Source organism: Chloroflexota bacterium (assembly GCA_020850535.1).
Classification (GTDB): domain Bacteria; phylum Chloroflexota; class UBA6077; order UBA6077; family JACCZL01; genus JADZEM01.
Window position 1 is genome coordinate 1 of sequence record JADZEM010000162.1, and the last position, 17,645, is coordinate 17,645.

The 17,645-nt window shown below is 68.3% G+C and carries 15 protein-coding genes; 5 read left to right on the top strand and 10 right to left on the bottom strand.

Features of this window, described 5'->3' with window-relative positions; translation table 11 throughout:
• Positions 1 to 141: 141 nt before the first annotated feature.
• The 4 genes from IT306_23320 to IT306_23335 all read right to left on the bottom strand — a co-directional run bounded on the left by IT306_23320 (position 142) and on the right by IT306_23335 (position 5,915).
• Positions 142 to 2,271: a S8 family serine peptidase gene (locus tag IT306_23320; protein MCC7371368.1), complete on the bottom strand. Its 2,130-nt coding sequence runs from the start codon at positions 2,269 to 2,271 to the stop codon at positions 142 to 144.
• 345 nt (positions 2,272 to 2,616) lie between these two features.
• Positions 2,617 to 3,636 carry an Ldh family oxidoreductase gene (locus tag IT306_23325; GenBank protein MCC7371369.1) on the bottom strand — a complete coding sequence of 340 codons (1,020 nt, stop codon included), beginning with the start codon at positions 3,634 to 3,636 and terminating at the stop codon, positions 2,617 to 2,619.
• An 81-nt stretch (positions 3,637 to 3,717) separates the two neighbouring features.
• A complete protein-coding gene (locus IT306_23330) occupies positions 3,718 to 4,560 on the bottom strand; it encodes an intradiol ring-cleavage dioxygenase (GenBank protein ID MCC7371370.1) in 843 nt (280 codons plus the stop codon).
• A gap of 266 nt (positions 4,561 to 4,826) precedes the next feature.
• Positions 4,827 to 5,915 carry a mandelate racemase/muconate lactonizing enzyme family protein gene (locus IT306_23335; protein ID MCC7371371.1) on the bottom strand — a complete coding sequence of 363 codons (1,089 nt, stop codon included), beginning with the start codon at positions 5,913 to 5,915 and terminating at the stop codon, positions 4,827 to 4,829.
• Between the two features lie 195 nt (positions 5,916 to 6,110).
• On the opposite strand from IT306_23335, the gene IT306_23340 reads away from it, so the two are divergent.
• The gene (locus IT306_23340; GenBank protein MCC7371372.1) at positions 6,111 to 6,686 is read left to right on the top strand and encodes a nuclear transport factor 2 family protein; all 576 of its coding nucleotides are present in this window, start codon (positions 6,111 to 6,113) and stop codon (positions 6,684 to 6,686) included.
• A gap of 60 nt (positions 6,687 to 6,746) precedes the next feature.
• On the opposite strand, the gene IT306_23345 is transcribed toward IT306_23340, so the two are convergent.
• From IT306_23345 to IT306_23370, 6 genes are all read right to left on the bottom strand, one after another.
• Complete coding sequence (locus tag IT306_23345; GenBank protein ID MCC7371373.1) at positions 6,747 to 7,835, bottom strand: mandelate racemase/muconate lactonizing enzyme family protein; 1,089 nt, start codon at positions 7,833 to 7,835, stop codon at positions 6,747 to 6,749.
• A 158-nt stretch (positions 7,836 to 7,993) separates the two neighbouring features.
• Positions 7,994 to 9,757 carry an ABC transporter substrate-binding protein gene (locus IT306_23350; protein ID MCC7371374.1) on the bottom strand — a complete coding sequence of 588 codons (1,764 nt, stop codon included), beginning with the start codon at positions 9,755 to 9,757 and terminating at the stop codon, positions 7,994 to 7,996.
• Between the two features lie 159 nt (positions 9,758 to 9,916).
• Positions 9,917 to 10,786, bottom strand: coding sequence for an ABC transporter permease (locus IT306_23355; protein MCC7371375.1), 870 nt, complete (start codon positions 10,784 to 10,786; stop codon positions 9,917 to 9,919).
• A 176-nt stretch (positions 10,787 to 10,962) separates the two neighbouring features.
• Positions 10,963 to 11,910 carry an ABC transporter permease gene (locus IT306_23360; GenBank protein ID MCC7371376.1) on the bottom strand — a complete coding sequence of 316 codons (948 nt, stop codon included), beginning with the start codon at positions 11,908 to 11,910 and terminating at the stop codon, positions 10,963 to 10,965.
• The gene (locus tag IT306_23365) at positions 11,903 to 13,093 is read right to left on the bottom strand and encodes a LacI family DNA-binding transcriptional regulator (protein MCC7371377.1); all 1,191 of its coding nucleotides are present in this window, start codon (positions 13,091 to 13,093) and stop codon (positions 11,903 to 11,905) included. The genes IT306_23360 and IT306_23365 overlap by 8 nt, the downstream gene beginning before the upstream one ends.
• Positions 13,094 to 13,430: 337 nt before the next feature.
• A complete protein-coding gene (locus tag IT306_23370; protein ID MCC7371378.1) occupies positions 13,431 to 14,483 on the bottom strand; it encodes an Ldh family oxidoreductase in 1,053 nt (350 codons plus the stop codon).
• Positions 14,484 to 14,912: 429 nt separating this feature from the next.
• On the opposite strand from IT306_23370, the gene secE reads away from it, so the two are divergent.
• From secE to IT306_23390, 4 genes are all read left to right on the top strand, one after another.
• The gene (gene secE / locus IT306_23375) at positions 14,913 to 15,140 is read left to right on the top strand and encodes a preprotein translocase subunit SecE (protein ID MCC7371379.1); all 228 of its coding nucleotides are present in this window, start codon (positions 14,913 to 14,915) and stop codon (positions 15,138 to 15,140) included.
• 132 nt (positions 15,141 to 15,272) lie between these two features.
• Positions 15,273 to 15,890 carry a transcription termination/antitermination protein NusG gene (gene nusG, locus IT306_23380; GenBank protein MCC7371380.1) on the top strand — a complete coding sequence of 206 codons (618 nt, stop codon included), beginning with the start codon at positions 15,273 to 15,275 and terminating at the stop codon, positions 15,888 to 15,890.
• Positions 15,891 to 16,005: 115 nt separating this feature from the next.
• On the top strand, positions 16,006 to 16,431 hold the full coding sequence (gene rplK / locus IT306_23385) for a 50S ribosomal protein L11 (GenBank protein MCC7371381.1): 426 nt from the start codon (positions 16,006 to 16,008) through the stop codon (positions 16,429 to 16,431).
• 129 nt (positions 16,432 to 16,560) lie between these two features.
• Complete coding sequence (locus tag IT306_23390) at positions 16,561 to 17,262, top strand: 50S ribosomal protein L1 (protein MCC7371382.1); 702 nt, start codon at positions 16,561 to 16,563, stop codon at positions 17,260 to 17,262.
• Positions 17,263 to 17,645 lie beyond the last annotated feature (383 nt).

Sequence of the window (17,645 nt, forward strand, 5' to 3'; positions counted from 1 at the left end):
AGATCCTTCGCTGCGCTCAGGATGACAATTGCAGCTTGCATGCTTTCACCAACATTGACGACCCACGACCCACGACCCACGACCCACGACCCACGACCCACGACCCACGACCCACGACCCACGACCCACGACCCACGATCCTCAGTCGGCGAGGTCCAGCTCGTCGGCGTCGAACAGCCCTTCGTGCTCCTTGACGCCTTCGACCAGCACGTAGCTCCCGACGCTCACCGAGCCGCACTTCTCGCGGGCCGTCGCGTGGAGCCGCACCGTCTGATCGCCGTCGCGCATCCCGATCACCAGGAACGGCGTCTCAGCCTTGCACTCGACGCGCAGGACGTTCCCCTCGGTGTGGACATCGTCGGAGCCGATGCGGCTGGTGGCCGCACGCTGCCGACGCTCGTCGCGCGTCAGGCGCCGCGGCTTGTCCGTGTCATCCTCGGGGAAATACTGGGAGGTCTGCGGATACGGCCCAGGATCGGCGGCCACGCCGGGGCCTGGCGGCGTGACGACACCAGGGATACCAACGGGCATGGTCGGCGCAGGGAGGCCACCGGCCCCCGGCGCAGCCCCAAGGATGAGCTTCCCTGCGCCGTACTGGTTGTCCCGCCCAGTCGTTCCGAGATCGACGGCCCGCCCTTCGAGGAATGCCTGGATCTGATCCGCCGTGTAGGTGAGATTGGCGCTCTTGACCAACGCCGCTGCGCCGGCCACGTGGGGCGCCGCGGCGCTGGTCCCGTCAAAGCCGCCCTGGCCGTTGCTGCCGCCAGGGCAGGAGACGAACGCTCCGTACACGCCACTTGAGACGTGGGTCTGGCCGGCGATGTCCGGCTTGATCCGCCCGTCGATAGTTGGCCCCTGGCCGCTGTACGACTCAAGCCGGTCGTTCTGCCAGCAGATCGCCCCTACCGCGAACGCGCTCGGGGAGGAGCCGGGCTCGGTGATGCTGCCGGCAGCGGACTGATATTCGAGGTTCGGGCCGGGGTAGATGTAGAGGTCGAAACGGGGAGCGGCCGTCGCCTGGAACTTGAGGATCCAGATGCCGAAATTCTGGCTGACGCCCGTCAAGTTCGTGAAGCAGCGGCTCTCAATTGGCGGCTGGGTGCCGGTCTGGAAGTTAGAGGAGCTGGCAACGATGACGCCCGTCGCCGAGACGGTCACTTCCAGATCGTAGTCCTGGCTGCTGGCCGGCCAGTCATCCCACTTCAGCGAGATGCAGGTCGTCTCGCCAGCCGGCAGGAAGACCGTGTTGGCGTTGTCAAGGGCCGTGAAGTTGTGGGCGCCGTCGTTGTCGGTGTCGCTGTACACGCCGGTCCAGTGCTGTTGGGCGCGGTTGCCCACCGAGTTGACCCAGAGGATGCCGCTCGCACGGGCGTCGGCCACGATAGCGCTGGGGGAGGTCGGGCTGCCGGTGCCGTCGCCACGGCTGGTGTTGAACCAGGAGGCCGACATCACCAGGATCGAGATGCCGTTGGCCTTCGCGTAGTCCTTGGCCATGCCGAGCTGCACCTCGGTGTCCACACAGAGGAGGTACACCTGCGCGCCGGGAGCCATCTCGTAGACGACCTCGGCGACAGCCGTGCCGTGCTCGCCGCCCGGCGCGGTGATGAGGCCGCCGCAGTAGTCCACGGCGGTCAGGGCTGCTGGCAGATCGCCAGCGGCTTGACGCGCGGAGTAGCCCGTGAAGCCGAAGTCGATGATGCCGACCTTGACGCCCTGCCCGGTGAAGCCAGCCGTATGCCACGCCGAGGCGTTCGTCGCCATCACGCCTTCGCCAGAGACGGCGTCGCGCTGGGGGGCCGCGGGCGTTCGCACGTAGCGGACGGCCGGCTCGGCAGCCACCTGCTCGATGCCTGAGGGCGGCAGGAGGGCCTGCAGCAGGGTGGCGTACTCGGCCTCAACCTTCCCGCCAACGCCGCTGATGGCCGCCTTCGCGGCGCGCGGCCGGCCGGCCGCGGTCTCCACGACGACGCGCACCCGCCCATCCCTGACGGCGATACCGCGCACGCGCGCCGACTCCAGCGCCTGGGCGCGCCCGCCAGCCTGGGATGCACGGATCGTCTGGGTCAGGGCGCTGTCGATGCGCTGGTGCTTGGACGCCTCAGCAGCCTGGCGGGCGGGCTGGCGGTCGGCCTTCGGGCGCGGCCCCTCGTCAACCCGGGCCTGCGTCGCCCCGGTGCTCCAGACGCCGCTCGGAATGGTGCGTGCCGCGGCGGTCTGTCCGCTGCCAGCGACCAGGAGAATGGCGGCCAGGAACGTCAACGCCAGCGCCAACCGCCACCTACAGGATGCCCGCACGCGTACTCCCATCCGATTCCGGGTTGCGGCCGGCGCCTCCCCGGGTTCCCGAGACAGGTTGCGCACGGGGCCACGGCGTCTCGGCAGCCCCCGTCCTTCGACGCCACCAGCGCCGGGCTCGCGATGTCCGGTCGCCCGGTTCACAACCGCGAGGGGAGCGTACCCGACAGTCCCAATCGTGTCAACTGCGCTGCGTGTGCGCATCACCGGCGAGTCGGTCAGGAGCACGACCCTGGTGAGGTCTGCGCCATGTACCCGCGCACACGGGCGGCCGGTCTGCCGTGGGAGTTGAGGCCGCACGGCAGACTGGCCGTCGAGCTGTCAGCCCAGATCCTGCTCGACCTTCGAGAGGTCGGCCAGCACCGACTCTTCAATCGGGACGCCGTCGCGCTCGCGGCTCGACTGCATCGCCCACTCGATCTCGCCGGCCACGTAGATCTTGTTCACGCCCGGCAGCTTGGGCGAGTTGTGGATCTGGTCGATCAGCTCGTCCATCCGGGCCTTGAACGTGTCCATCGACATGAAGCGCGTCACGTCGATGGTCAGGAAGAACTGGCCCATGCCGCTCTCGCCGGGCTGCACCCCGAGCATCCCGCCAAACCGGCCGCCCGAGAGCACGCCGGCCAGCACGTCCAGCATGACCGCCATGCCGTACCCCTTCGGGCCGCCGAGCGGCTCCAGCAGGCCGGCCCGCGCCGCGACCGGGTCCGTGGTCGGGTTGCCGTCCTTGTCGCGCGCCCAGCCCAGCGGGATCGACTCGCCCTTGGAGCGCGCCACGTCCAGCTTGCCGCCCGCCACGACGCTCGTCGCCATGTCCAGGACCATCGGCCACTCACGGGTGGTCGGGACGGCCATCGCGAACGGGTTGTTGCCGACGATCTTCGCCGCGCCGCCCGTGGGGGCCATGTTCATGCCGGCGTTGGTGATCGCCAGCCCGACCAACCCGGCCGCGCGGGCGCGAATGGCGTAGTAGGCCATCGCGCCGCAGTGGGTCGAGCGACGCAGCGCCACGGCGGCGAGACCGTGCTCCTTGCCCCGCTCGATGGCCAGCTCGTTGGCGCGGAACGCCGTGAGCTGCCCGAAACCGTTGTCGCCGTCCATGACGACCTGCCCGCCGTGATCCTCGACGACCTCGATCTTCGGCTTCGGATTGATCTTGCCGGCCTTGATCGCCGTCACATAGGTCGGGACGCGGATCACGCCGTGCGAGTGAACGCCGCGCAGATCGGCCTCGACCAGGTGGTGTGCGACGATGCCGGCATCCTCAGCCGGTACGTCCAGCCGCGTGAAGATGCCGGCCACGCGCTCTCGGAGCTCCGCTACGTTGACGGCCTGTGCCATCGGACCCCTCCCAGTACTCGTCGGCGGACATGATGCCGAACCGGGCGTCCGGGGACCAGGAGGGCCGCGCTCCCAGGGGGACTATGCCAGGTTGACGCCCAGGTGGTACGTCGCCGCGTAGCCGTCGGCGTCCTGGACGCACTGCAGAGTCAGTACATCGCCGCCGCTCCGGTAGATGCCGTCCTGGCTGTTGCGCGTCCGTCCCGTGCCCATCGCGGCGTACGGCGGCTGCTGAAAGACCTCGTCCGAGAGCGTATCGTCAAAGTAGAACTGCGAGACTTGCTGCCGTCCGCCATCCAACGCCGTCCGCACCTTGAAATGGATGTGGGCGGCTCGTCCACGGTACCAGCCGGGGTAGATGGTCGTGAACTGGACGACGCCCTGCTCGTCGGTCACCTGGTAGCCGCGCAGGAACTGGCTCCCGCGTGAGGTCCCCCAGTTCCGATCCTGCACGTCCGAGTAGACGCCCTTCGCGTCGCACTGCCAGACGTCCACGAACAGGCCAGCGAGCGGCGTACAGCTGCCGCCGTTCACCTGACTGACGTGCAGCGTCAGCGTAAGCGGGATGCCCTCCGAGAGGGCGCCGTCCGCGGGATTCCCCCTGATGTCCGAGCGGTTGAGGCGCTCGTCCACAAAGTACGGCCCCTCCGTCTGCTGCGGCGTCAGGACGCAGGCCGGCTGCCCGATGCTCTCCTGGCGGGCGGCGGACTGGCCCGCCTCCTGGGCGGCAGCGCCCCGGCCTCCGCGCGACGGCGCGCTCTGCTGCCGATGGCCTGCTGGCTCGCGGATCGTCTGGGCGGAAGTCGGGCCGGCGCAGGCTGCCAGCAGCATCATCGGGACGACGCGCCCACCCCACAGGCGGAGGGCGGCCCGGCGGGAGAGCCTGGGAGACACGGAGGCGTCGGTGGGGTGACGGTCGGTCATCAGGGCACCTCGGTGTGGGGCGCTGGGTGAGATGGGTCGTAGGTCTTAGATCGTAGATCATGGGGGCGCGGAGAGGCCCCAATAACCGCCATGCTCCCCACGGCCCACGACCCACGACCCACGACCCACGGCCCACGACCCACGGCCCACGGCCCACGGCCCACGGCCCACGGCCCACGACCCACGGCCCACGGCCCACGGCCCACGGCCCACGGCCCACGGCCCACGGCCCACGGCCCACGGCCCACGGCCCACGGCCCACGGCCCTAGCCGACCCGGAACGGCTCCAGCACCTCGTAGTTCGGCTCGATGCCGCTGCCGGGGATCTCCGGCGGGCTGACGGTTCCGTCGTCGTTCAGCCGCAGCGGGTGGTGGTACATCTTGGCCCACATCGGGTTGGTGCTCTCGCGGTGGAACTCCAGCAGCAGCCCGTTGGAGATCGCCGAGACGAGGTGGATGTGGATGTCCTGCGAGCCGTGCGGCGCGATGACCAGGTCGTGCGCCTGGGCCAGCGCCGCCACCTTGATCCACTCGGTGACGCCGCCGAGGATCTTGGCGTCGGCGTTGAGGATCGGGACCGCGCCCGTCTGGATCAGGTCGCGGAAGCCGTAGCGGGTGTACTCGTTCTCGCCGGTCGCAATCGGGATGCTCGACATCTGGGCCAGCCGCCGGTGCCCCTCGTAGTCGTCCGGGGCCAGCGGCTCCTCGAACCAGAAGATGTCGTACTCCTCGATGCGCCGCGCAAGCTGGATCGCCTCGTAGGCCCGGTAGGCGCAGTTGGCGTCCACCAGCAGCTTCACGTCGGGGCCAATGGCCTCGCGGACGGCCTTGACGCGCTCGGCGTCCTCGCGGATCGGCACCGCCCCGATCTTCATCTTGACGGCCCGCGCGCCCATCTCGACGCTCTCACGCATCTCCTGCTGCAGCTCTTTGAGGCCCTTGCCGTCCTCGTAGTAGCCGCCGGTGACGTAGGTGGGCATCCGATTGCGGAAGCCGCCGAGCATCTTGTAGAGCGGCAGCCCGGCCACCTTCGCCCGGAGGTCCCAGAGGGCGATGTCGATGCCGCTGATGGCTCGCGTCGTCAGGCCGCGTCGGCCGATGAGCTTGGGGATCCACATCTTGTGCCAGAGCCGCTCGACGTCAATCGGGTCTTCGCCGATCAGCTCCGGGATCAGGTGCTCGATGGTCGCCTGCACCACTGGCTGAATGGCGCAGACCCCGACGCCCTCAACGCCCTCATCCGTGTGGATCTTGACGAGCCGCACGCCGGTATGGGTGTAGGTGTGCTTGCCGTTGGAGATCGGCTTGCGGCGCGGCCAACGGTACGTCTCGGTCGTGATCGCGGTGATCTTCATCCAGGTACTCCGAAGCGCGCTCCGTGCGCGTGGTCCATGTCGCGGTGCGATGGTCGAGGTCCGGCCACTATTCACACAGGCGGCAGGCGCATCTGCTACGATGCAGGGAGTGGGATATCTCACAATACGTCGAGTGCTGCGCGCGTGGCGAGCGCGAGAGCGCTCCTGTACACCAGGACGGAGCACGACCCGACCATGAACACGGCAATCCCGCCAGCAGCACGCCCCACCACCGATGACGGCTCGGCGTGCCGGCATCCAGCCCCCGCCCCCTCGCTCGACCCAGACATCCAGCGTTCCATCGAGACGCAGCGGATCATGGACGTCGTCAACGCCCTGGCCACCAGCGCGGATGCTGGCGATTGGGAGGGGCTGCGCGCCTGCATGGCCGACCAGATCGTGGTGGACTACACGTCCCTCAGCGGCGGCCTGCCGGGCGAGATGACCGCCGACACCCTGGTGGACACCTGGAAGTTCCTGTCCGGGTTCCAGGCGACGCAGCACATGATCGCCAGTCACCGCGTCGCGGTGCATGGGGAGACGGCGACCTGCAAAGCCTACGTCGTCGCGCACCACTACCTGCCCAACAACACCGGTGGCGCGTTCTGGAGGCTCGGTGGCCGCTACCACGAGGAACTCGTGAAGTCCGCCGACGGCTGGAAGATCTGCCGAATCACCCTCACCGTCCTCTGGACCGAAGGGAACGCCGACCTGCTGACGCTGGCCGGGCAGCGGTACCGGGCGTTGAGCGGCGCGCCCCCGCGGCAATGATGGGGGGCGACTGTACCGCCCCCCAGAAACCCGAACGCTGAAACCCAGAACCCGGCGCCGTCAGGCGACCCGGTACTTCTCCAGCTCCTTGTAGTTCGGATCGATGCCGATGCCCGGCACCTCCGGCGGGCTGACGGTGCCGTCGTCGTTCAGCCGGAGCGTGGTGTTGTAGACCTTGCCGTGCATCGGGTCCACCGAGTCGCGGTAGTACTCCAGAATCAGGCCGTTCTGGATCGCCGTGACGAGGTGGATGTGGATGTCCTGCGAGCCGTGCGGCGCGATCACCAGATCGTGCGCCTGGGCGTAGGCCGCCACCTTCATGAACTCGGTGACGCCGCCCAGCACCTTCGCATCGGCGTTGAGGATCGGCACGGCCTTGGTGTTGATGAGATCCCGGAAGCCGTAGCGGGTGTACTCGTTCTCACCCGTGGCAATCGGGATGCTCGTCATCTGGGCCAGCCGGGTATGCCCTTCGTAGTCGTCGGGAGCGATGGGCTCCTCGAACCAGAAGATGTCGTACTCCTCCATCGCCCGGGCCATCTGGATCGCCTCGTACGCCCGGTAGGCGCAGTTGGCGTCCACCAGCAGCTTCACGTCGGGACCGATGGCCTCCCGGCACGCCTTCACGCGCTCGGCATCCTCACGGATCGGGATGGCGCCAATCTTGATCTTGACGGCCTTCGCGCCCATATTGACGTTGTCGTACATCTCCTGCTGGAGTTCTTTGATGCCCTTGCCTTCCTCGTAGTAGCCGCCAGCAATGTACGTGGGCATACGGTTTCGGAAGCCGCCGAGCATCTTGTAGAGCGGCATCCCTGCGACCTTCGCCCGGAGATCCCAGAGGGCGATGTCGATGCCGGCGATGGCTCGCGTGGTCAGGCCACGCCGGCCGATGAGCTTCGGGATCCACATCTTGTGCCACAGCCGCTCGACGTCAATCGGGTCCTCGCCGATCAGCTCAGGCTTGAGGTGCTCGATGGTCGCCCCGGCGATGCCCCCCGTCGAGCCGACGCCCACGCCCAGCGTGCCCTCGTCGGTGTGGATCTTGATCAGACCCAGGCCCGAGTGGGTGTAGGTGTGGAGGCCGTTCGAGATCGGCTTATGGCGCGGCCACTTGTAGGTCTCTGTGGTGACGTCGATGATCTTCAACGATTGCTCCTTCGTCGCGAGGTTTCAGGTGCGAAAGGGCCCTCACCCCCCGGCCCCCTCTCCCTGTGCGCGGGAGAGGGGGAGACGCACGAGAGTTTCGTTCCTCCCCCTCTCCCGCGCACAGGGAGAGGGGGCGGGGGGGTGAGGGCCGTTCACGCCTATTCGTTGATCCACCACTCGGCTTCGCGCAGGGCGCCCCAGCCCGCCGGGAAGCCCTGGATGCGCTTGTGCACCAGGAAGTTGCCCGTCTCGAACCACATGTAGCCGAACCACGCCGACTCGTGCATCAGCTTCTGGGCATCCACGAACAACTGGTGGCGCTTCTTCTCGTCGTACTCGGTGTCCGCCTTCTGGAGCGTGTCCAGCAGACCAGGCACCTTCGCACGGTGGTAGGCCGAGTTGCCATCCTCGGCCCAGGTGAGGAGCAGATCCTGTGAGGGGTCCGTCACAACGCCGCTCTGGCGGGTTGCCATCTCGAAGTCGTTGTTGATGCGGACCTTCTCGCCCCAGGCCACGCGCTCGACGATGTCGAGGTTGATCTTGATGCCGATCTTTTCGAGCATGCCCTGGATGAACACGGCCTGCTGCTGGTCGGCCTCGCGGTTGTGGGCCGTCAGCCGGACCTCGAACGGCGTCGTGACGCCACTCTCGGCAAGGTACTGCTTCGCCTTGTCCGGGTTGTACTCGTAGAACGGCACCGAGGTGTCGTAGCCAATCGAGCCCGGCACCAGTTCGTACGGCAGCGGGATGCCGAGGCCCGCGCCCAGCGCCTTCGCCATCGCCTCACGGTCGACGGCGTGCTCGATGGCCAGCCGCAGCTTCTGGTTGTCCTTGAACGGCGGCTTCGCCGCGTTGAAGAAGAACTGCCGCTTGACGCCGCTGAACGGCGACTCAATGTAGTTGGCGTGTGGGATCTGCTTGGCAGCAGGCACGTCACGCCCGCGCACGTTGGCGATCCAGTCCGTGGTGCCGGCCCGCATCTCGGTGAACTGGGTGGACGCCTCGATGATCACGCGGTAGGTAATCTTGTCGGTGTACGGCAGCGGCTTCCCGTCCGCGCCCATCTTCCAGTAGTTCGGGTTCTTCTCGACGACCAGCTTGTCGCCCGAGGCGAACGACACGAACTTGTACGGTCCGGTGCCGACCGGGTTCAGCTTGAGCCACTCCTCGCCGTTCTTCTCGGCGGCGGCCTTCGAGACGATGGCCGTCTGTTGATCGCCGAGGCCGTCGCTGAGGGAGCTGAGGATGGCCGCGCTCGGCCGGGTCATGTTGATCTGCACGGTCAGCGGATCGATGGCCTGGGCCGGGTTCTCCTTGTTCACCTGGGGCAGGTAGTTCCGCGCGAAGCTCTTGGGGTTCTGGACCTGCCGCTTGAGGTTCCAGACCACGGCCTCGGCGTCGAGCGGCGAGCCATCGTGGAACTTGACGTTCTCCTGCAGCTTGATGACCAGCTTGTCCTGGCCCAGCTCCCAGGACTTCGCCAGGTGCGGCTCGACGCCGTAGACGCCCTGCGCGTTCGGCCGCCAGGCAAACAGCGAGTCGTAGACGCCCTTCGCCGTCGGGCCGGATGCGTGGATCGGGTCCATCGAGACGAAGTCGTTGATCTGGACGATCCGCAGCTCGCCGCCGCGCTTGGGCATGTTGGCCGCTGGCTTGGCCGCTTCGGCCGGCTTGGCCGCCTCGGCAGGCTTGGCGGCAGGGACGGACGTCGGCGGGACCAGCGCCGGCGCCGCCTGCGTGGGCTTGGGCGCCGCGGTCGGCGGCACGACAGCAGCGGCCGCCGTGGGCTTGGGCGCCTCGGCCGGCTTGGACTCGGCCGGCTTCGCTGCCGGCGCTGGGGCCTGCTGACAGGCGGCCAGCACGCCGACAGCCAGGCCGCCGACGGTTGCGAGGAAGGCTCGACGCGACGTCTTTGACACCATGAGCTCACCCCTCCTGAATCGTTTTCGCATGGACGAAGGATCGTTGGGCGCCGGGTGCTGTGAGCGGATGCCTCCTGCACGATCTCTCGCGGACGGCCGCGCCCCCGAGAGGCTGTCCGCGCCTCGGCCCAGTGCCCTGAGACGAGGCGCGGGGCTTGCCTACCCCTTCCGCCGGCTCAGCAGCCGCGGATCGAGCGCACGTCGGAGGCCGTCTCCGACGAAGTTGAAGGCGAGGACGGTGGCGAAGATCGCGACGCCCGGGGCGAACGCCAGCCAGGGCGCGACTTCCAGGTACTGCGAGCCGGTCCGGAGCATCGAGCCCCAGGTGGCCGTGGGCGGCTTCACGCCGACGCCCAGGAACGAGAGCGAGGCTTCGGTCAGGATGGCGGTGGCGATCAGCAGCGTCGCCTGCACGATGATCGGCGCGGTCACGTTGGGCCAGATGTGGCGGAAGATGATCGTGGCGGGCGAGGCTCCGAGCACCTTGGCCGCCTGCACGAACTCGCGCTCGCGTACCGAGAGCGTCTGGGCGCGGGTCAGGCGGGAGATGGCCGGCGTCGCCACGATGCCGATGGCGATCATGGCGTGCCAGATCGGCGGCATCCAGGGGAAGCGTGGGCCGATGGCGGCGGTCAGGCCGAGCGCCAGGATCAGGCCCGGGAACGCCTGGACGGCGTCCATGATGCGCATCGTCACGTCGTCCACGGTGCCGCCGACGTAGCCGGCCACCAGCCCGAGCGTCACCCCGAGCAGCAGGGCGATGCCCACGGCGATCACGCCGACCTGCAGCGAGACGCGCGTCCCGTAGATGACCCGCGAGAGGATGTCGCGGCCCAGGTCATCGGTGCCGAGCGGATGGGCCAGCGTCGGCGCTTCGGTGATCGCCAGGTAGTCCTGCTCGTTCGGCGCGTACGGGGCGATGATCTCGGCGAAGGCGGCACAGAAGACCACCAGCCCGAGGATGGTCAGGCCGGTGCCCACCAGCCGCGTCTCGAGCACGTTGCTGATGAACCGCCGGCCGCGGTTCATCAGCCGTTGGACGCGGCTGCCCTCGTCATAGCTCTGGCTGCGCCGGCCGACCGCGCGCTCGGCAGTGACGGCAACCGCTCCGCCAGGTTGTGATGCTTCGTTCGCCATCCGTCCCTCCTTCGGGGCCAGCAACGGCGCGCTTCAGATCGCGCGCCAACTCGTCGGGATCGCGCCTGCTAGCGATACCGAATGCGCGGATCGAGGTACCCGTAGGCCAGGTCCGTCAGCAGGTTGGCGACGACGGCCGCCGAGGTCAGCAGCAGGATCGCCCCCTGGAGCATCGGATAGTCACGGAAGGAGATGGCGTCGACGGCAGCCCGCCCGACGCCCGGAATGGCGAACACCGTCTCCACGATGGCCGCGCCCGAGACGAGGTTCCCGACCTGCAGGCCGAGGATCGTCGCAATCGGGATCATCGCGTTCTTGAGCGCGTGCAGCCCGACGATGGCCCGCTCCTGCAAGCCCTTCGAGCGTGCGGTGGTGATGTAGTCCTGCTCCAGCACCTCGATCAGCGCCGAGCGGCCCTGCCGCATGATGACCGCCGCCGAGTGCGTGCCCAGCACGACGGCCGGCATGAACAGCATCTTGGCGCTGAGCCACGGGTCCACCAACGGCGAGGTGTAGCCGCTCGGCGGGAGCCAGCGCAGCATCACGGCGAACAGGTACATGAAGAGCAGGGCCTGCCAGAAGCTCGGCATGGCCGCGCCGCCGAGCGCCAGCACCGTGGCGAGCATGTCGATCTTGCTGCCGGGCCGCAGCGCCGAGATGATCGCCACCGATAACCCGAGCGCGATGCCGAACAGCAGCCCCGCGAACCCGATGGTCAGGCTGGTGGGAACGCGCCGCCCGAGCACGTCAGCCACCTGCTCGCCCGTGCGGATCGACTTGCCGAGGTCGCCCTGGACCGTCCGCCAGAGCCAGCGGCCATACTGCACGATGATCGGATCGTCCAGGCCGAGATCGCGGCGCAGGGCGTTGTAGGTGTCCGTTGTCCCGGCGTTCTCGCCAAGAATCGCGATGGCCGGGTCGCCCGGCAACACGTACAGCAACCCGAACGAGATCAGGCTGACGACGAAGAGGACCGGCACCATACTGACGATACGACGGAGGATGTACTCACGCATGGGACTCCTCGGGTTCGGACATTGACCGGGCAGGTGCTGATCCTACGGATGGCGGTATCCCTACGGATGGCAGCCCGTTGGCGGACGTGTGCACAGCAGGTGACCGCGGATGCGGTTGTGCCCCGCACGACTCGCGGACGACGAGCGAGACCGGGATGGTCCGGTCCAGCGGGCAGACCTCACCGCCGTCCAGCAGGGTGAAGAGCGAGTCTGCGGCCATCTCGCCCATCTCGACGAGCGGGTGGCCGATGGTGGTCAGCGCGGGGGTGGTGTAGCGCGCGGTGGGGATGTCGTGGAAGCCGATGAGCGCCACGTTTTCGGGGACGCGCACGCCAGCCTCGTAGAAGCCGCGCAGCGCGCCGATGGCGTTCCGGTCGTTGAACGCGACGACGGCTGTCGGGCGGGTGGCCGGATCGGGGAACCGCTCGAGGAGCATGTGAGCCATGACGCGCCCGCCCTCGATCTCGCGCGGACCACGGATCAGCCAGGAAGGATCACGGGCCACGCCTGACTCGTCCATGGCCTTACAGTAACCGAGGTACCGAGCCGCCTGCGATCCCGGCGCGCCAGGATCCAGCATCGAGTCGGCGAAGGTGAAATGGGCGACGCGGCGGTGCCCGAGATCGAGCAGGTGGCGGGTGGCAAGGTAGCCGCCGCCCAGGTGGTCGACGTCCAGCGCCGGGATGCCCGGCCCCGGGCTGCGATCCATCACCAGCGAGACGGGCAACCCACAGGCCGCCAGCTCGAGCAGCTCCTGGGTGGCCGGGCCGCCGTAGCTGTGGGTGCCCGTCGCCACGATCACGCCATCGCAGATGCCCGTGCGGAGATGGCGCAGCGCACGCACCTCAACATCGCGGTCGAGGGCGCCGGCGTCGATCACCCCGACCTCGAAGCCGTGTACCTGGGCAACATTCCGGACGCCCGTGGCGATGTCGGCGAAGAAGGGGCTGGACAGCCGCCAGGCCAGCACGTTGATGATGCCGGTCCGCTGGCGGCGCAGGCTCCGCGCGGCATGGTTCGGCTGGTAGCCCAGCCGCGTGGCCGCCTCACGGACACGCTGGGAGGTGGCAGCGCTGATGCGAGCGGTGTCAGACCGGCCATTGAGGACGTGGGAAACAGTGGAGGCGGAAACTCCCGCCTCGGCGGCGACCACGTCAATGGTGATCTGGGGGCGTCGTCGCATCGTGACTCCCAGCTGCATCGCTGAATCGATTGCGCACGATACCAGGGGTATGACTTCTTTGTCAAGCGTCAGGGTAGCACGAACGGGAGTCGCGGGCCATACCGCCGGTTGGTAAAGGCCCTCACCCCCCAGCCCCCTCTCCCTGTGCGCGGGAGAGGGGGAGCAACGACCGTCTCGTGTGTCTCCCCCTCTCCCTGTGCGCGGGAGAGGGGGCTGGGGGGTGAGGGCCTTTACCACAGGAAGTAGTCAATCTTCATCAAGCCCGGACCACGCTGCACGACGCGCCCAACGTGCAATCGCCCTGGTCAGGCCGACACGTCGTCCGGCCGCCACGGCGTCAGGCTGGCAGCGCCACGCCCGTCTCGGCGCAGATGTCGCTGAGGGTCTTCCAGGCCACCGGCGCAAGCGTCACCTTGCCAGCGCCGATCATCCCCGCCGCCCGACGCTGGCCGCGCTCGCCCGGGTAGTAGATCTCCTCGACGCCCTCGATCCGGTCGCCGGACTTGACCCAGCCGAGCAGCTCATCCATCCGGCGGGTGAACTCCTCTCGCGGCATGAAGATCTCCGGGTTCAACGCCAGGAAGAAGTGGCCTTCCTTGCCGTTGACCACGCCGGCGTTCTGCCCGAACTGCGCGCCGGTCAGCACGCCCGCCAGGATCTCCACCATCAGCGCCAGTCCGAACCCCTTGTAGCCGCCGACGGGGGCCAGCGAGCCGCCCCGGTCAAGATCGCCAGGGTCGGTGGTGGGGCGGCCGGCCGCGTTCAGCACCTGGCCCTCTGGCACAGACTTCCCCTGCGCCGCCAGAATGCGCGCCTTGAAGCCGGCCAGGGCGCTCGTCGCCATGTCGAAGACCAGCGGATGCTCGCGGCCAGACGGCGCCGCGAAGCAGATCGGGTTGGTGCCCAGGCTCTTGGAGCGCCCGCCCGGGGCCGGCATCAGCGGCACCACGTTCGCCGCCGCCATGCCGATGAACCCGGCCTTCGCGGCCAGCGCCGGGAACGGGGCCGCCCCGATGAAGTGGCCCGAGTTCTGGATACCGGCCGTCGCGATGCCCCGCGTCGCGGCCTTCTCGATGCACCAGCGCATCGCCTGGAACGAGGCCGCCACGCCGCAGCCACGGTCGCCGTCCAGCAGCAGCGAAGAGTCCGTCTCGCGGACCACCCGGATGGTCGGCGCAGGGTTCAGTGCGCCGCTCTTGAGCCACTTGTGGACTTCGCCGAAGAACCAGACGCCGTGATCGTCGTAGCCGCGCATCTCGGCGTCGATCAGCACCTCGGCCGTCTCAGCCGCGTGCGCCGCCGACATGCCGTCGGCCATCAGCGCCTGCTCGACGCTCCTGGTCAGGTCGGCCAGACCGACAACCCGCTCCGCTGCTCCCTGTGCTGTCATCGCAACGTCCCTCCTTCGATCGCCGGCGATCTCTCCGGGCGGCCGCACCGGTGAGGCTGGGATGCGGTCGCTCACTTGTGTCAAGGGAAAGCCGTTCAGTATAGTTGCACGAGGCAGCCGCCGCCCTGGCGGTGGTCCAGTCTGCCCCTCGCGGCGCCGCTCTGAGCGCCCGGCGTCGCGCCGCTGCCGCCGCTCCGGCACACTCCGAACGTCAGCCGTCGCATTCCCCTTCTCGCAGACCGCCCCCAGGCAGACGCATCAGACTCGCTGCGCTCAGATCGCGCTCGGACGTCATCCGCAACAGAGAGAGACAGGCAAAGGCCCACCATGCCGTCGACCAGAATACCCACACCCAGCAAGACACCGGCACGTCGGCCCGCCACCAAGGGGCGCGCTCCGCGCACGGCTGCTCCGGCGGCCGGGCGTGCGATGCCGCTGGCCGGGCGTGGCCAGGGGCTCGCCGGCCTGTTCCGCGAGCTGCGGAGCGAGATCAAGAAGGTCAACTGGCCAACGCCCCGGCAGACGGCCAACATGACCGGCGTCATCGTCGCCCTCTCGGCAGCGCTCGGCGCGTTCCTCGGCCTGGTCGATTTCACGTTCCAGGAGCTGTTCCGCCTGCTGCTGCAGGGGATCGGCGCAGCCGGCTTCGGGGCGTAGGCGCAGGCGCGAGAACGGGTCGTCAGGCGACGAACAGGGCGGATCGGACCGGTCCCGATGGGCAACCAGCTCCGATGGACACCAGGCCCGAGCACGCACGGGTCATGAACGCGGAGCGGAGGATCAAGCAGAATGGCGCGAGACAGCCGAAGCGCAGTTGACGAGCAGGATGGCGCCTCCGTGGCCGTCGCTTCCGGCGGCGAGAGCGAGCTGGGCGCCTCCGAAGACCAGCAGTGGTACGTCATCCACACGTACTCCGGCTACGAGAACAAGGTCAAGACCAATCTCGAGCACCGCATCGAGTCGATGGGTGTCCAGGACAAGATCTTCCAGGTCGTGATCCCCACTGAAGAGGAGATCGAGATCAAGGACGGCCAGCGCCGGACCGTCCAGAAGAAGGTCTTCCCGGGCTACGTGCTGGTCGAGATGGTCATGTCGGACGATAGCTGGTACGTCGTCCGGAACACCCCGGGCGTCACCGGCTTCGTGGGCCACGGCACCAAGCCCGCCCCGCTCGACGACGCAGACGTGAAGCGCATCCTCAAGCAGATGAAGATGGAAGCGCCGAAGGTCAAGGTCAGCTTCACGCAGGGCGAGCGCGTCAAGGTGGTGGACGGGCCGTTCACCGACTTCATCGGCGTGGTGGACACCATCAACGCCGAGCGCGGCAAGGTCCGCGTCCTCGTCTCGTTCTTCGGCCGCGAGACGCCGGTCGAGCTCGACTTCCTCCAGGTCTCGCGCATTACGTAGGTCGCAGTTGTCAGCTATCAGTCCTCAGTTCTCAGCGGTACACTTCGTGGCGTCGCGGGCAGAGGGCACGCTGCTGATGACTGACCACTGATCACTGACAACTCGGAAGAGGAACATGGCGAAGAAGGTCCGCGCAATCGTCAAGCTGCAGATTCAGGCTGGCAAGGCCACGCCTGCCCCGCCCGTCGGCCCGGCCCTCGGCCAGCACGGCGTCAACATCATGGGCTTCGTCAAGGAGTACAACGAGCGCACGGCACAGCAGGCCGGCCTCGTGATCCCCGTCGAGATCACGATCTTCGAGGATCGCTCCTTCACGTTCGTCCTGAAGACGCCGCCGGCGTCAGACCTCATCAAGAAGGCGCTCAACGTCGACAAGGGCTCCGGCACGGCCGGCAAGGCCACCGTCGGCACGATCAGCCGCGCCAAGCTGCGCGAGATCGCCGAGCTCAAGATGAAGGATCTGAACGCCATCGACGTCGAGGGCGCCGAGCGGATCATCGAGGGCACCGCCCGCAGCATGGGCGTCGCTGTCGAAGCGTAGTTGCGGGTCATGGGCCGTAGATCGTCGGTCGTGGGAGAACGCGCTTCCCCATGATCCACGACCCGCGATCCACGACCCACGCAGGTGGGAGCCCGGGACACGGGCGCACGAACCACAGGAGGTACTCCCTTGGCCGGAAAGAAGCACGCCGCCGCGTTTGAGAAGGTGGACCGCCTCAAGCTGTACGAGCCCCAGGAGGCCCTGGAGCTGCTCAAGAGCCTGAGCTTCACCAAGTTCGACGAGACCGTCGAGCTGCACATCCGCACCGGCGTCGATCCTCGCCACGCCGACCAGGTCATCCGTTCCTCGGTGACCCTGCCGGCCGGCACGGGCAAGACCCGCCGCGTCGTCGCGTTCGCGCAGGGCGACAAGATCCGCGAGGCCGAAGAGGCCGGCGCTGACGCCGCTGGCGCCGAGGACCTGGTGCAGCGGATTCAGGGCGGCTGGCTCGACTTCGACGTGGCCGTTGCCACGCCAGACATGATGGGCCTCGTCGGTCGGCTGGGCCGCGTCCTCGGACCGCGCGGCCTGATGCCGAACCCCCGCACGGGCACCGTCACCCTGGACGTCGGCCGGGTCATCCGCGAGGTCAAGGGCGGGCGTATCGACTTCCGCGTGGACAAGACGGCGGTCATCCACATGCCGATCGGCCGGGTCTCGTTCGAGGTCGAGAAGCTGCTGCAGAACCTCGGCGCAGCCATCGACGCGGTGGTGCGGGCCAAGCCGACCGCCGCCAAGGGCCAGTACATCCGGTCCATCACCGTCACCACGACGATGGGGCCTGGCATCAAGCTGGACCTGCAGCCGGCGCTGGCCATCGCGGCAGCGTAAGGTCGTGGACTGAAGCCCCCGACGCACAGAGCGATTGCATGTTCATTGGGGGCCCCGAAGCATCATAGAACGGGCGGTCGGGGACTGAAGTCCCCGCCTACCGTCACGCCGTCGGGAACGGCCGGCACTGGTGCGACTGGAGCGTCGCGCAGCGACTGCAGGATCGTAGGCGGGGCTTTCAAGCCCCGACGCGGCGGCGCGACGACATCAACATACGATTGCACTGGTAGCAGCATCAGGGCGATTGCATGTTCGCTGGTGTACCCGAAGCATCATGGAACGGGCGGTCGGGGACTGAAGTCCCCGCCTACAGTCACGCCGTCGCTGCGCGACGGCCGTCGGGAACGGCAGGCACTGGTGCGACTGGAGCGTCGCGCAGCGAC

Bases quoted from the DNA above. Each gene is read 5' to 3' on its own strand.
- IT306_23325 (MCC7371369.1), bottom strand. From the start codon at position 3,636: ATGGCACAGGCCGTCAACGTAGCGGAGCTCCGAGAGCGCGTGGCCGGC.
- IT306_23330 (MCC7371370.1), bottom strand. From the start codon at position 4,560: ATGACCGACCGTCACCCCACCGACGCCTCCGTGTCTCCCAGGCTCTCC.
- IT306_23335 (MCC7371371.1), bottom strand. From the start codon at position 5,915: ATGAAGATCACCGCGATCACGACCGAGACGTACCGTTGGCCGCGCCGC.
- IT306_23340 (MCC7371372.1), top strand. From the start codon at position 6,111: ATGAACACGGCAATCCCGCCAGCAGCACGCCCCACCACCGATGACGGC.
- IT306_23350 (MCC7371374.1), bottom strand. From the start codon at position 9,757: ATGGTGTCAAAGACGTCGCGTCGAGCCTTCCTCGCAACCGTCGGCGGC.
- IT306_23355 (MCC7371375.1), bottom strand. From the start codon at position 10,786: ATGAACCGCGGCCGGCGGTTCATCAGCAACGTGCTCGAGACGCGGCTG.
- IT306_23360 (MCC7371376.1), bottom strand. From the start codon at position 11,910: ATGCGTGAGTACATCCTCCGTCGTATCGTCAGTATGGTGCCGGTCCTC.
- IT306_23365 (MCC7371377.1), bottom strand. From the start codon at position 13,093: ATGCGACGACGCCCCCAGATCACCATTGACGTGGTCGCCGCCGAGGCG.
- IT306_23370 (MCC7371378.1), bottom strand. From the start codon at position 14,483: ATGACAGCACAGGGAGCAGCGGAGCGGGTTGTCGGTCTGGCCGACCTG.
- secE (MCC7371379.1), top strand. From the start codon at position 14,913: ATGCCGCTGGCCGGGCGTGGCCAGGGGCTCGCCGGCCTGTTCCGCGAG.
- nusG (MCC7371380.1), top strand. From the start codon at position 15,273: ATGGCGCGAGACAGCCGAAGCGCAGTTGACGAGCAGGATGGCGCCTCC.
- rplK (MCC7371381.1), top strand. From the start codon at position 16,006: ATGGCGAAGAAGGTCCGCGCAATCGTCAAGCTGCAGATTCAGGCTGGC.